At 62.7% G+C, this 13,858-nt stretch carries 9 protein-coding genes and 1 pseudogene; 2 read left to right on the top strand and 8 right to left on the bottom strand.

Translation table 11 applies throughout. From position 1 onward, the window contains the following. The first annotated feature begins 10 nt into the window (after nucleotides 1-10). Nucleotides 11-1,318, top strand: coding sequence for a 4-aminobutyrate--2-oxoglutarate transaminase (gene gabT, locus QZ656_RS21445; RefSeq protein WP_291995311.1), 1,308 nt, complete (start codon nucleotides 11-13; stop codon nucleotides 1,316-1,318). Between the two features lie 186 nt (nucleotides 1,319-1,504). Here the strand turns inward: gabT and QZ656_RS21440 are convergent, their stop codons facing one another. From QZ656_RS21440 to QZ656_RS21420, 5 genes are all read right to left on the bottom strand, one after another. Next, nucleotides 1,505-2,410, bottom strand: a complete 906-nt coding sequence (locus tag QZ656_RS21440) for a glutamate/aspartate ABC transporter substrate-binding protein (RefSeq protein ID WP_291995385.1) — start codon at nucleotides 2,408-2,410, stop codon at nucleotides 1,505-1,507. Between the two features lie 364 nt (nucleotides 2,411-2,774). Beyond that, nucleotides 2,775-4,190, bottom strand: coding sequence for a DASS family sodium-coupled anion symporter (locus tag QZ656_RS21435; protein ID WP_291995310.1), 1,416 nt, complete (start codon nucleotides 4,188-4,190; stop codon nucleotides 2,775-2,777). Continuing rightward, nucleotides 4,187-4,750: a hypothetical protein gene (locus tag QZ656_RS21430; RefSeq protein ID WP_291995309.1), complete on the bottom strand. Its 564-nt coding sequence runs from the start codon at nucleotides 4,748-4,750 to the stop codon at nucleotides 4,187-4,189. Before QZ656_RS21430 ends, QZ656_RS21435 begins: the two co-directional genes overlap by 4 nt. 334 nt (nucleotides 4,751-5,084) lie before the next feature. Beyond that, nucleotides 5,085-6,626: a SulP family inorganic anion transporter gene (locus tag QZ656_RS21425; RefSeq protein ID WP_291995384.1), complete on the bottom strand. Its 1,542-nt coding sequence runs from the start codon at nucleotides 6,624-6,626 to the stop codon at nucleotides 5,085-5,087. Next, the gene (locus QZ656_RS21420; protein ID WP_291995383.1) at nucleotides 6,559-6,732 is read right to left on the bottom strand and encodes a hypothetical protein; all 174 of its coding nucleotides are present in this window, start codon (nucleotides 6,730-6,732) and stop codon (nucleotides 6,559-6,561) included. The genes QZ656_RS21425 and QZ656_RS21420 overlap by 68 nt, the downstream gene beginning before the upstream one ends. A gap of 356 nt (nucleotides 6,733-7,088) precedes the next feature. Here QZ656_RS21420 and QZ656_RS21415 point away from each other — a divergent pair, with 356 nt between their 5' ends. Next, a complete protein-coding gene (locus QZ656_RS21415) occupies nucleotides 7,089-8,117 on the top strand; it encodes a hypothetical protein (RefSeq protein WP_291995308.1) in 1,029 nt (342 codons plus the stop codon). An 81-nt stretch (nucleotides 8,118-8,198) separates the two neighbouring features. On the opposite strand, the gene ppk2 is transcribed toward QZ656_RS21415, so the two are convergent. The 3 genes and pseudogenes from ppk2 to QZ656_RS21400 all read right to left on the bottom strand — a co-directional run bounded on the left by ppk2 (nucleotide 8,199) and on the right by QZ656_RS21400 (nucleotide 13,852). Continuing rightward, nucleotides 8,199-8,969 (bottom strand): polyphosphate kinase 2, encoded by a 771-nt coding sequence (gene ppk2, locus QZ656_RS21410; protein ID WP_291995382.1) that lies wholly within the window; start codon nucleotides 8,967-8,969, stop codon nucleotides 8,199-8,201. A 224-nt stretch (nucleotides 8,970-9,193) separates the two neighbouring features. Next, nucleotides 9,194-10,654, bottom strand: coding sequence for an efflux transporter outer membrane subunit (locus QZ656_RS21405; protein WP_291995381.1), 1,461 nt, complete (start codon nucleotides 10,652-10,654; stop codon nucleotides 9,194-9,196). Then, a pseudogene (locus QZ656_RS21400) lies at nucleotides 10,647-13,852 on the bottom strand (multidrug efflux RND transporter permease subunit). The gene QZ656_RS21405 and the pseudogene QZ656_RS21400 overlap by 8 nt, the downstream one beginning before the upstream one ends. Between the last annotated feature and the right edge of the window lie 6 nt (nucleotides 13,853-13,858).

Raw genomic sequence — 13,858 nt, 5'->3', positions numbered from 1 at the left:
GGAATTGGACATGAATGCACCGAACGAAAAACTGCGCTTGAAAAGCAATTCCGAGCTGATGGCTCGACGCCTGGCCGCGCTGCCGCGGGGTGTCGGCCAGGGCCACGCGCTGTTTGCCGAAAGCGCCAGGAATGCCGAAATCTGGGACGTCGAAGGCCGTCGCTGGATCGACTTCTGCGCCGGTATCGCGGTGGTCAATACCGGGCACTGCCATCCCCGGATCGTCGATGCGGCGCGCCAGCAACTGGCGGCTTTCACCCATACCTGTTTCCAGGTGGTGGCCTATGAATCGTACGTCGAGCTGTGCGAGCGGCTAAACGCCGCCGCTCCGGGCAGTACGCCGAAGAAATCCTTCCTGGTCAATACCGGCGCCGAGGCCGTCGAGAACGCCGTCAAGATTGCCCGTGCGGCAACCGGGCGTTCGGGGATGATCGCCTTCGGTGGCGGTTTCCATGGTCGCACCATGTTCGGCATGGCGCTGACCGGCAAGGTCGCTCCGTACAAGCTCAAGTTCGGTCCATTCCCGGGCGAGATTTTCCATGTTCCCTTCCCGAATTCCCTGCTGGGTGTTTCCGAAGACGATTCCATCGCCGCCATCGAGCGCCTGTTCGCGACCAGTATCGAAGCCACGCGCGTCGCGGCGATCTTCATCGAGCCGGTACAGGGCGAAGGCGGCTATCTGCCGGCGCCGCTCGGCTTCCTGCGCCGCTTGCGGGCGCTTTGCGACACGCACGGAATTTTGCTGGTTGCCGACGAAGTGCAGACCGGAATTGGCCGCTGCGGCAAATTGTTTGCCAGCGAACACTATGACGTCGAGCCCGACATCATCACCCTGGCCAAGGGCCTCGGCGGTGGCTTGCCAATCGCCGCGGTAGTCGGCAAGGCGCAGATCATGGACGCGGCCGACGTCGGCGGTCTCGGTTCAACGTATGCCGGCAGCCCGGTGGCGGTTGCTGGCGCCCTGGCGGTGCTCGACGTGATCGAGGAAGAACAGCTCTGTGCGCGCTCGATGGCGCTTGGCGAACGCCTGCGCGCGCGTTTCGGAGCCATGCAGGAGCAGTTCTCGACGATCGCCGACGTGCGCGGACTGGGCGCGATGACGGCGGTCGAGTTCTGCCGCAATGGCGACCCGCAGCAGCCGGCGGCGGACATCGCCACCGCGCTCAAGAACGAGGCGGCGCAACGCGGCTTGTTGCTGCTCTTGTGCGGGCCGCAGGGCAATGTCTTGCGGGTGATGGTGCCGCTGACGATCTCGGAAGCCATACTCGACGAAGGTCTGGATATCATCGAGGCGTCGCTGCGCGCGTTGGCTGCCTGACTGCTCAAGGCCATCAACGCCGGCGCGGCTGCCGGCATCCTGGCCAACTGCGTGGAGCACGCGCAGCTCTGATCAGGTGAGTCGGCAGCCGGCAGTCGTGTAGTTGGTGCGCGCGACGAAGAAAGGCCAGGCAGCGACGCTGCCTGGCCTTTCTGTACGGCGGCTTCGCCCTTGTCGCGCCTAATCCTAATCGTAGGCCTTGTCGTTCGGCGACTTGTACAGTTTCTTGAGCGCGTACGAGAGGGCGAAGTTAAGGTTCAGTCCTTTCGGCGGGATCGGCTGCAAGAACCACCTGGCGTAGAGCTTCTCGGCTTCGCCCGAGGTCATCAGCCTGGCCAGCGCGTCATCGACGACCTTCTTGAACGCCGGGTCGTCCTTGCGCATCATGCAGCCGTAGGCTTCATACGACTGCGGCGTACCGACGACGGCCCATTCGCGGGCGTTCCTGGCTTTGGCCATTTCGCCATACAGCAATACCTCGTCCATTACGAAAGCCGCCGCGCGACCGCTTTCCAGGGTCAGGAACGCTTCGCCGTGATCCTTCGCGCTGATGATCTTCATCTTCATGTTGTTGTCTGCGTTCATCTTGCGCAGCAGACGCTCGGAGGTGGTACCGGCGGTAGTCACGACGTTCTTGCCAGCGAGGTCGGGAAAATCCTTGATCCCGGAGTTGGTCCTGGTCATCAGACGCGTGCCGACGACGAAAATGCTGTACGAGAAACTGACCTGTTGCTGGCGTTCGCTGGTGTTGGTCGTCGAACCGCATTCCAGGTCGACCGTGCCATTCTGGACCAGTGTGATGCGATTCTCCGAGGTAACGGGCAGCAGCTTGATGTCGAGCTTGGCCAGCTTCAAATCGGCCTTGATCGCCTCCACCGCCTTGAGCATCATGTCCTGCGAGTAGCCGATGACCTGCTGCTTGTCGTCATAGTACGAGAACGGAATCGACGATTCGCGATGGCCCAGCGTGATCACGCCGCTATCCTTGATTTTCTTCAGCGTAGCGGTCAATTCCTGCGCCACTGCCGGAGCCGACAGCAGGGCAGTGGCAAGCATTACCGTACTGGCCAGACGCCGCAAACTTGGCAACATCGTCTCGGTCTCCTCTGGCCTCGTAGTTTCGTGGCGATACCTCAGCGAGGCCAGCGTGCCCTGGCTGCGACGCGCGCCGATCGCCGCAAGTTCGCTGCGACCGATCAATGCACACAGATCGGCGCCATCCGCTTGCAGCTTGGTGAGCGGCGATAGTCGCTTGACCAGTCCGATGCCACTTTCCGGTCGTCGCCCGCAAACGCTGTGGTGGCGGCTCAGTGGGGCCGTGTTGCGGCCAGTTCCGGTGTCGATAGTCATGACTTGTCTCCAGAAGTGCCGGCGCTTCGCTGCCGCCGGCTAGGTGGCGCTGGTCGAATCCGATCGCCGCGGCGAGCGCCGAAGGTGGCTCGCCGATCTGCTCTGACTAGCCAGCGACCCAGAGTATCCAGGGCGTGCCGATAACCAAAAACACGACCGTGCAGAAAAGAGTCGTCGTCAGTCCCAGGCGGTACAGTTCGCTTTGTTTCAGATAGCCGCTGGCGACGAAGATGATGTTCTGGCTGCCGCCCTGTGGCGTGATGACCGAAAAGTAGCTGCTGGCAAACAACAGCGCAAAGGCCATCAAGTGGACGGGAACGCCCGACTTTACGCCGACGTCGAGAAACACCCCGAGCAGCGCCAGAACCTGTGCGTTCTGACTGACGAAACCGAAGTGGAGTAAGACGTAGATGACCAGCAAGGCGACGTAGGCGACCGGCCAGGCGAGACCCTCGAGGCCCACCGCCAGTCGTTCGCCGACGTAGCCCATGAAGCCCATTTCGTTGAGTTGGCCGCTCATGCCGAACAGCACGGCCAGCCAGATGAAGGTCACCAGAGTTCCGCCCTGTTTGCTCATGTCATCCATCGTGAGAACGCCGGTGATCATCAGCGTGGCGAGACCGGCGAGGGCAATTGCTGTCAGGTTCAGCTTGTACGGAGCGGCGAGTATCCAGCCGGTGACCATGACCGCGAAGGTGATCGCCGTAATCCATTCGTGGCGCGACATCGGGCCCATCGCACGCAATTCCTTGCGGGCGTTCTCGGGAGCATCGGGGGTACTGGTGATTCCGGGCGGGAAAATCTTGTAGAGCAGCAGCGGCAGGATGGCGATCACCACCAGGCATGGCACGCTGGAGGCCAGCAGCCAGGAGCCGAAATTGATCGCCAGCCCTTGTTCGGCGGCCAGCGACGCGCCGACCGGGTTGCCCGAGGTGGCGGTGAACCACAATGCCGAGGTGATCGCCAGACTGGACATGCCGCAGAACATCAGGTAGCCGCCAAGACGTCGCTTGGCGTCGTCGTCGGGCGTCGAGCCGCTGTTCTGCGCCAGCGCCAGGATGACCGGGAAGAGTACGCCACCACGCGCGGTGTTGCTCGGGAAGCCGGGGGCGATCAGGGTGTCGGTGATGAAGATGCTGTACGCCAGGCCGAGCGTCGATTTGCCGAATACGGTGATTACCCGCAGGCTGATGCGCTTGCCGAGGCCGCTCTTGACCACCGCTTGCGAGACCAGGAAGGCGGTCACCACCAGCAGTACGATGGCGTTGGCAAAGGCGCCGTAGGCCTTCGCCGGGGTCAGCGTGTTGGTCAGCACGACAATTGCACAAGCCAGCAACGCCGAGGTGAATAGCGGGAAGACGTTGAGCACCACCGAGGTGATCGCCGACGCGAAGACGGCGAAGAGATGCCAGGCCTCAACGGTCAGGCCTTCGGGAACCGGCGCGAACCAGAGGCCGAAAAAGACGATCAGGAGGAGCACCAACTTCACGATCCTGCCCGTTCCGAAAGCGGCTGTACTCATTGTTGACCTCCTGCAGTGGTGGGAGCAAGCGCGCTGGGCGAGCCCAGGCGGGCCCAACCGCTCAGATCGACGACCCGGCCGGTCAGTTCGCTGCCTTCGATAGCGCCGATGCGCTTCCATTTGAAGCTGTATTCACCGCTAATGCCGGCGTAGCGACCACTGCCACCGGTAAGCTTGCCTTCGATCAGCAGGCCTGGTCCAAGCCCTTCGCCGCTTAATTCGCTGAAGACCTTGTCGCCGTGCTCGTCGGTCCACACGCTGCGCCCCTGCAGGCCGGTGGTGGTGTCGGAAAAGCCGATGACCTGGGCTTGGAAACCGCGATTGATTCGCTGTTTGCCGTTCAGCAACAGCGAACCGCTGAGTTGGAAAATGACGGCTTGCTGGCCGGGTCCGAGGTCTAGGACCTGGCGCGTGCCGATCGTCGTCCAGTCGCCGGTGAAGCTGCCGTCCGCCGCCACCGTGCCATCGCTGCTCACAGTGGCCGCTTTCGTCGCCGGTGGAGTTGCCGGTGGAGTTGCCGGCTGGCCGCAGGCGGTGACCAATAGCACGCCGAGCAGCACAATGCTTTTTGCGCAATGGATATTTGCATGATTCAGGTGGAAAACGCATGGTCGTGCCTCCCGTCGGAAAAAGAAGCGGCAAAACGCAAGCGGCAGGTTCGCTACGACCTGTGCAGGTGGCCCCCGCGCCTAGTGGCCGAAGACTAGCACTTTGCTCTTTGGCCAGCCATGAGTTTTTTCTGGTGCCCTCAGCACCTGCCAATAGTTGCCAACGTCCTAGTGGATAGGCATGAACCATTGTTGCGGCACAAGCTCTTGTGCCAAGCTTCTGAAGGACTCGAGGCGGCCAGCAACTTGCCAGATGACTTGCCGCTGGCACAGCGGCGGCTTGCGGTCAGCTGAACGAGCGTGTTGGCTTGCTTGACTGTCCGAGCTTTACGAAACCGATGGCGTCGGGCGGTTCGGCCGCTTTCGCCGGTGCCGCGTAATATCGATCGTAGGCTTCGGCGGCTCTCTTCACCGAAACGTAGAAGTCCGTGCCGCCGATTTCCTCTGAAAGCCCGACCTTGGCGAGTTCCTCCCGGAACGGCCTTGGCGCATCGGCGATCTTGACGTCAACGCCCCTGGCGATCAGTTCCCGATGCAGTTCGACAAAGCGCTGTGCGGATGTGATGTCCATGTCGTGAATCGCCTGCGCGTCGATGACCAGCCATTTAACCGGCGGCTCGGCCTGTTCTACCAGCGACCGGATACGATTCACCACGTGCCTGGCATTGGCGAAGATCAGCGGCGCGTAGAGCCGGTAGACCAGCAAGCCGGGAACGCTCTCGGCTTCATCGTCGTCGAGACAGTCGTGAAACTTGCCGTCGCTGCGCAAGCGGCGAAGCACCGCGTCGCCCGGGCGCGAGACCTCGACCAGCACCGTGGTTAGTGACAGCAGCAGGCCCAGGATGATCCCCGGCACGACGCCGGCCAGCAGGATCGCCGCGGTGACGCCGAAAGCAATGCCGCATTCGACGCGATCGATCTTGTACAAACCCTTGAGCGACGCCACTTCCAGCATGCCGATGGCGGTGACGATCAGGATCGCTCCCAGCGCCACCTTCGGCAGCAGCGCGATCAGACCGGTCAGGAAGAACAGGAACAACAGCAGACCAAAGGCCAGGATCAGCTGTGCAACCTGCGTCATGCCGCCGGCCGAATCGACGATCGACGTCCGTGACTGGCTGGCCGAAACGGGAAAGCCCTGCCACAGACCGGCCAGGATGTTCGCCGAGCCGAGGGCGACCAGTTCGCGGTTGGGCCGTACTTCGTAGCCGTTTTTCTCGGCGAAGGTCTGCGCCAGCAGAATACCGTCGGAGAAGGCCAGGAAGGCGATCGCCACCGCGGCCGGCGCCAGCGCCGCGATATCGCCCCAGCCGAACGACGGAATCGTCAGGTGCGGGATTCCCGAGGGCACCTTACCGACCAGCGCGATGCCGTAGCTGCCCAGATCAAAAACAAAAGTGGCGGCGACGGCCACCGAGCAGACCGCCAGCGCTCCCGGCACGCGTGGCAGCCAGCGTGCCAATCCGACCAGCAGAGCGACCAGCAGAACGCCGAAAAAGAAAGTCGCCAGATGCGTCTCGGGCAACTTCTCGAACACCGTATAGACGATCTGGAAGAATTCCTCGCCCTGGGTCTTGATGCCGAACATCTTGCCCAACTGCGTGGCGATCAGCACCAGCGACGCGCCATTCAGGTAGCCGATCAGCACCGGCCGCGACAGGAGATCGGCGATGATGCCGAGCTTCAGGCGCGCGGCGAGCAGCAGCACGACGCCCGAGAGGAGGCTGAGCACCGCGGCCAGGACGACGATCCGCGACGGATCACCCGCCGCCAGCGGCAGGATCGCCGAACCGGCGAGCAGTCCGATCGCCGCATCGGGCCCGGCGATGACGTGCCGCGAACTGGAAAACAGGGCGTAACCGATGGCCGCCGCCAGCGCCTGCGTACAAGCCGGTAATCGCTGGCAGATGGACCAGCTCGGCGTAGGCAATCACCGACGGAATCGAGACGATGCACGCTGACAGCCCGGCGATCGAGTCCTTGCCGAGCCACGCCAGGCGGTACTCGCGCAGCGTCGTCAACAAGGCAAACCGGTCTGCAGGTACTTCGAAAAGGCAGAAGTATTCATGTGCTAAGCTCCGGTAAAAGGGGGGCTGGCCGGCAATATACCGCGATCTGCGGTTGAATTCGATGAAAATTCAGATGTTGCTCGCGCCAGACATGATTATCCTCAATGAGTTTCTGTGGCTACAATGACGGCAGGCCGTGCTCATCGAGGCCTTGAACACCAGCGGCCCGGTGCCTGGCCGCACTTTGATTCGTTTGGCGATTTTGACGGGAGGAACAGTCCATGGGTATTCTCGACTGGTTCAAGAATCGGCCGGCTCAATTCGATCCGGAGCGGGTATCTGACGAAATGCTTCGCGCGGCGGTTGACAAAGCGATCACGCTGACCAACCCCCGGCTCAGGCTGCTGCCGAACTGCCACAAGCGGCTGACGCCGGCCGTCGCGACGACGATTGAATTCCTGCGCACGCTGGTTCTGGCGCTGCCCGCCGCGCGACCTCTGTCGTCGAGTGCCTGGGCTTCCGATCCGGCTTTACGGGCGTTTTTTGTTGCGCCGTCCGATATTCCAGCGATGCTCGGCCGCTCGGACAATCTGCGCACGCTGTTCGACAAGTTCCCGGAGCTCGACGAAGCGTGTCTGGTCCTGGGAATGGATCTGAAGGAACAGCGCGTCTTTGGTATGGCGCTGCACGGCGGCATGGTGCAGCGCGACGTGGCGCAGACCACCGTCGGTTTCTCGGATCACAGGGCGCGCTTCTGCGGTGCAGATGAATCCCGCTTACGCCGCGTCGTCGGCGTCGGCGTTTCCGAATACCTACTGGCTCATGCCCTGTCGGAGATCGGCGAAGAGCGTGTCGAAAGGCAGGAACTGCAGGCCAGCCGTTCGCTGACCCGCGCTCGCCTGCGCTTGCTCAAGCAACACGGACCGGGCCTGGGATCGATGTTCGGCGAGGCACCGGCGGCGCAAAGCGAGCAGGCCAAGCTGGAGGCCGAGCTCCTGGAAAACGAGCGGCAGCTGGCAGCGATCGGCAGCGGTGAGTCGGTACTGGAAGCCGAACTCGAATGCCTGGAGAGCGTTCTTGACAACCCGCAGCGCTACCTGCACGTTGAGCAGCGGCACTTGCGGCTGAGCCCGCTGAACGTGGTGCTTGATGAGGCCAGTAGCGACGCCGCGGCCGACGTCGATTTCTCGCTCGCGGAGCTCAGTGGTTCGCCGCCGATGCGCCGAGCTTTCGTGCTGGCGCGGGTCGCGCGCAGCGACTTGCCGCCGCCAAAAAAAGTCAATTTTGCCGATGCCGGTCGCTATCTCTGAGCGGACGAACACGCCGACAGACTAGCCTACGAGCGCGGCAAGGGCCGATTCCCGGTGGGCAATCGGCCGGGCCGCCGCGCTTCAGAAAACTTCCGGGATGTACTGCACGGGACGGTCGCTTTCCTGGTACTTGCCGGCGCTCTGCCGTTTGGGAAGGGTGACTTTCGCTCGTTTCGGTACTTCGTAGGGAATGCTCGTCAGGATGTGCTTGATGATGTTCAGCCGCACGCGCTTCTTGTCGTCGGATCGCGCGGCGTGCCAGGGCGCCCATTCGGAATCGGTGGCTTCAAACATGTCGTCGCGGGCCCGCGAGTAGTCGTACCAGCGGCTGTACGATTTGAGGTCCATCGGCGACAGCTTCCAGTGCTTGCGGGGATCGGTGATGCGCGCTTCGAGCCGGCGTGTCTGCTCGTCGATGTCGACCTCCAGCCAGTACTTGAGCAGGATGATGTCGTTCTTGCTGACCATGAGTTTTTCGAACAGCGGCGCACCCTTGAGGAAATCCTGCACCTGCTCGTCGCTGGCGAAGCCCATGACGCGTTCGACGCCGGCGCGGTTGTACCAGCTGCGGTCGAAGATCACGACTTCGCCGGCTGCCGGAAAGTGCGGCAGGTAGCGTTGCAGGTACATTTGGGTCTTCTCGCGGTCGGTTGGCGCGGGCAGGGCGACGGTCCTGAAGACGCGCGGGCTGACGCGGCCGGTAATCGCCTTGATCGTGCCGCCCTTGCCGGCGCCGTCACGGCCTTCAAAGACGATGATCACCTTGAGACCCTTGCTGACCACCCATTCCTGCAGGTGAACGAGTTCGGCCTCGAGTTTTCCGAGTTCCTTCAGGTAGGCCTTGTTGGACATCTTCTTCGTCGCGACGGCCGCGGCCTCAAGCGTCGGGCCGCTCAGCAAGCCAGCCGCTTGCGCCAGAGCGTTCGACTTGCCCTTCTTGGCAGATTTTTTCTTCTTACTCATGTTTTTATCCTCTTGCTGGCAATGTTTCGTTGGACGCTCAGAGAACATGCCTGGTGATCGAACTCACCTGGCAAGTGAGCGGAGAATCGCGGTTGGTAAAACGCCCGATTTACCTAATGCCTGCTTGGTGCAGTGGTTTCTGAAGCAGAATCTGGTGGCACTTCCCCGGTCGCTCCGGTCAGCTTGTCGGCCTCGCTCACCCAGCCGCCGCCCATCGCCAGGTAGAGGTTGATCATCGCCTGGAACTGCACCTGCTGCGTCTGCGTGTATTGCAACTGCGCGTTGAACAGGCTGCGCTCGGCGTCGATGACTTCGATGTAGCTGCTGTAGCCGTTGTCGTAGCGCAGCCTGGCAGTCGCCGAGTACTGCTCGAGCGCTTCCACCTGCTGCTGCTGCGCGCGCAGCTGCGCGCGCGTCCGGTCCTGATCGACGAGCGCATCGTTGACCTCGCGGAAGCCTTGCTGGATGGCCTTCTGGTAGGCAAACAGCGCTTGCTGTTGGACGGCCTCGGCGGACTGAACCTGGCCGGCGATGGCGCCAGCGGTGAAGATCGGCATGCTGATCGGCACGCCGTAGCTCCACACCTTGTTTTGGCCCTGGAAAAGATTGCTCAGACTGGTGCTGGCGTAGCCGAAGAGACCGGTCAGCGAGATGGTCGGGAAATAAGCTGCCTTGGCGGCGCCGATCAACGCATTGGCGGCGATCAGGTTCTGCTCGGAGCGGCGGATGTCGGGGCGTCTCTCGAGCAGTTCGGATGGCAGGCCGGCGGGGATCGCCGGCAAGCGCAGTTGATCGATGTCCTTGCCACGCGGAATCGGGCCGGGGTTGCGGCCGAGCAGCACGCTCAGGCCGTTCTCCTGCTGGGCAATTGCTTTTTCGATCGGCGGGATGCTGGCCAGCGCTTCGTCGTACTGCGACTTGTTCTGGCTCAGCTCGAGCAGCGAGATGACGCCGCCCGTGTAGCGATCCTTGAAGATGCCGTACGACTCGCCGCGAATTCTTGCCGTTGCCCGGGCAATTTGCAGCTGGCGATCGAGGTCGCGGAGGTTGACGTAGGCGCCGGCAACGCTGCCGACCAGGGACAGGATCACGCCCCGGCGGCCCTCTTCGCTGGCCAGGAGCTGCGCGCGCGCCGCCTCGGTCTGGCGGCGAATGCGGCCCCAGATGTCGATCTCCCAACTGGCGTTCAAGACAGCGCTGTAGCTGTTGTAGGTAGTGCCGCTGCCGGCGCCGACCACCACCGCGCTGATGTCCCGCTGCCGCTTGGCCTCGTAGCCGGCATCCACTTGCGGGAAGAGACTGGCACGAACGAAGCCGTAGTTGCCGGCAAATTCCTCGATGCGCGCGGCGGCGATCAGCAGATCGTGGTTTTCACGCAGCGCGGCGCTGACCAGATCGTCGAGCACCGGGTCGTCGAACTGTTGCCACCAGGCGGTGTTGGCGAGGTCGTTGGCGGCCTCGTCGCTGAGACGCCAGGCCGGCGGCGTCTCGACCTGCGGCCGAAGGTAGTCGGGGCCGACCATGCAGCCACTGGCAAGCAGTGCCAGCAGCGCCGCAATCAAGGATTTACGCATGATCGCCATCCCCCTTTGCAGCGGCTTCCTTGGCCAGACCGACCGGGCTGGCGTCGGGGCCGCCGTCATGGTGCGAGGCTCCGGTATCGCCCTTGTGCGACATTCGCTCGACGACATAGAAAGTCACCGGAATGATGAAGATCGCAATGCCGGTGGCGGCCAGCATGCCGCCGATCACCGCGCTGCCCATGACCTGCCGCGACAGGGCGCCGGCACCGCTGGCGATGGCCAGCGGCACGCAGCCGAGGATGAAGGCGAACGAGGTCATCAGGATCGGCCGAAAGCGCAGTTGCGCGCCCTTCAGCGTTGCCTCGGCGAGAGAGAGTTCGCCCTTCTCGTATTCCATCTTGGCGAATTCGACGATCAGGATCGCGTTCTTGGCGGCCAGGCCGATCAGCATGACCAGACCGATCTGCGCATAGACGTTGAGTTCCTGTCCGCGCAAGAGCAGCGCCGCAAAGGCGCCGGCGACGGCGATCGGCGTGCCGAGCAGGACCGAGAACGGCAAGGACCAGCTCTCGTACTGCGCCGCCAGGATCAGGAAGACGCAGAGCAGCGAGAAACCGAAAATGACCGTTGGCGATACACCCTGCTGCGCTTTCTGCTCCTGGAACGACATGCCCATGTAGTCGTAGCCCATATCACTGGGCATGGTTTCGGCGAAAACCGCTTCGAGCGCCCGCATCACCTGTTCCGAGCTGTAGCCGGGCGCCGCGGAGGCGTTGATCTGCGCGCTGCGGTAGAGGTTGTAGCGCATCGTGAATTCCGGGCCGGAGATCGTGCGGATCGACGTCAGCGCCGAGAGCGGCACAGCCTCGCCCTTGTTGTTGCGCACGTAGAACCGCCCGACGTTCTCGATGTTGGTGCGGTAGTCGCCCTCGGCCTGGACGTACACCTGCCACTGCCGTCCGAAGCGGTTGAAGTAGTTGATGAAGCCGCTGCCCAGGAAGCTCTGCAGCGTCTTGTAAACGTCGCTCAGGAGGACGCCCTGTTTGAGCACCTTGTCCTGGTCGACGTCGATGAAGAGCTGCGGAACCGTCGGCCGGAAGGTGGTCGAAACGCCGGCGAGCTCGGGGCGTTTTTTCGCCGCTTCGACGAACTTGTTGGTGTTCTCGGAGAGGAAGGCAATGTCCTTGCCAGCCCGGTCCTCAAGAATGAAAGTCGCGCCACCCGAGGTGCCGAACGCCCTGGATGGCCGGTGGCGGAAACGCAAAGGCGATGGCGCCGGGGATGGTGGCAAGCTTCTTCGTCAGCTCGGCCTTGATCGCCGCGTACTGCTCCTCGGGCAGCTTGCGTTCTGACCAGTTCTTGAGCGTGATGAAGAAGAAGGCGCTGTAGGTATTGGTCACCTGGCTCAGCATGCTGTAGCCGACGACGGTCGTCGTGTACTGGACGCCGGGCACCTTCATGATCAGATCTTCGGCCTGCGCGGCAATCTCCGACGTGCGTTGCAAAGACGAGGCATCGGGAAGCTGCACCTGCGGCAAAGACGTAACCCTGATCTTCATCCGGGAGGAAAGCGGCAGGGACGAGCTTGCCAAAGAAACCGGCGCCGACCGTAACGGCAACGAGAAAGAGGACACTGATCACGCTGCGGCGAATGGCGATCCGGCAGACGCCGACGTAGCCGCCGGTGACGCGGCCGAATACCCGGTTGAAGCCGTCGTAAAATTTCTGCAGCGGGCCGCTGCCCTTGACCTTGGGCTTGAGCAGCATGGCGCACAGTGCCGGGCTCAGAGTCAGCGCGTTGAACGCCGAGATGATCACCGAGATGGCGATGGTGACCGCGAACTGCTGGTAGAGCTGGCCGGTGATGCCGGGGATGAACGCAGTCGGCACGAAAACGGCGGCCAGGATGACGGCAATGGCGATCACCGGTCCGGTGACCTCCTCCATCGCGCGCAGCGTTGCGTCCTTCGGCGACAGGCCGTGCTCGATATGATGTTCGACCGCTTCGACGACGACGATTGCGTCATCGACCACCAGGCCGATGGCCAGCACCAGACCGAACAGCGACAGGGTGTTGATCGAAAAACCGAACATCGGAAAAAGCATGAAGGTGCCGACCAGCGACACCGGCACGGCCAGCAAGGGAATCAGCGTCGCCCGCCAGCCCTGCAGGAAGACGAAGACGACGATCATCACCAGGACCAGCGCTTCGAGCAGCGTATGCTGGATTTCCTTGATCCCTTCGGTGACCGACAGCGTCGTGTCGAGGGCAATGACGTAGTCGAGGTCGGGCGGGAAACTTTCCTTGATCTTCTCCATCAGCTTCTTGGCGCCATCGGCGGCATCGAGGGCGTTGGCGCCAGGCATCTGGTAGAGGGCAACGAGGGCTGCGGGCTTGCCGTTGAGCCGGCCCTGCTGGCTGTAGGTCTGGGCGCCGAGGTCGATGCGGGCGACGTCGCCGACGCGAACGATCGAGCCGTCGGGGTTGGCGCGCAGCACGATGTTGGCGAATTCTTCGGCGCTTTGCAGGCGGCCCTGGGCGCGCACCGCGTAAGTGAACTCCTGCCCCTGCGGTACCGGTTCGGCGCCGATTGTTCCGGCCGGATTGACGGTGTTCTGCGCCGTGACCGCGTTCATGATTTCGGGAATCGTGATGTTCAGCTTGGCCAGTTGGTCGGGTTTGACCCACAGCCGCATCGCATACTGGCCGGCGCCGAAGATGGTGACGCTGGCGATTCCCTTGACCCGCGTCATCTGGTCATTGATGTTGATGTACGCGTAGTTGGCGAGGAAGATATTGTCGTAGGTGCCGTTCGGCGAGTAGAGCGCGAACATGACCAGCGGCGACGACGTCGACTTGGCGACGGTGACACCGTAGTTGCGCACGTCCGAAGGCAGCTGTGATTCGGCCTGACCCTGGCGCATCTGGGCGAGCAACTGGTCGGTGTTGGCGTCGGTACCGAGTGCGAAGTTGACGTACAGAGTGGACTGGCCATTGTTGGCGTTGATCGAATACATGTAGTCCATGTTGTCGACGCCGGACATCTGCTGCTCGATCGGCGTCGCCACGGCCTGTTCGACGGTCAGCGCATCGGCGCCAGTGTAGGTGCTGCTGACCGTAATCTGCGGCGGAACGATATTCGGGAACTGGGCCGTCGGCAGGCCGGCCATGGCGACCAGACCGACGATGGTCATCAGGATCGAGATGACCATGGCCACGATCGGCCGGTTGATGAAGAACTTGGACATGACGGC

Source organism: Candidatus Accumulibacter sp. ACC003 (genome assembly GCF_907163085.1).
GTDB lineage: Bacteria > Pseudomonadota > Gammaproteobacteria > Burkholderiales > Rhodocyclaceae > Accumulibacter.
The sequence above is the reverse complement of the archived record's forward strand: the minus strand, read 5'-3'. Positions and strand labels throughout refer to the sequence as shown.

Excerpts from the sequence above, each read along its gene's own strand:
- gabT (WP_291995311.1), top strand. The coding sequence starts at position 11 with ATGAATGCACCGAACGAAAAACTGCGCTTGAAAAGCAATTCCGAGCTG.
- QZ656_RS21440 (WP_291995385.1), bottom strand. The coding sequence starts at position 2,410 with ATGTTGCCAAGTTTGCGGCGTCTGGCCAGTACGGTAATGCTTGCCACT.
- QZ656_RS21435 (WP_291995310.1), bottom strand. The coding sequence starts at position 4,190 with ATGAGTACAGCCGCTTTCGGAACGGGCAGGATCGTGAAGTTGGTGCTC.
- QZ656_RS21415 (WP_291995308.1), top strand. The coding sequence starts at position 7,089 with ATGGGTATTCTCGACTGGTTCAAGAATCGGCCGGCTCAATTCGATCCG.
- ppk2 (WP_291995382.1), bottom strand. The coding sequence starts at position 8,969 with ATGTCCAACAAGGCCTACCTGAAGGAACTCGGAAAACTCGAGGCCGAA.
- QZ656_RS21405 (WP_291995381.1), bottom strand. The coding sequence starts at position 10,654 with ATGCGTAAATCCTTGATTGCGGCGCTGCTGGCACTGCTTGCCAGTGGC.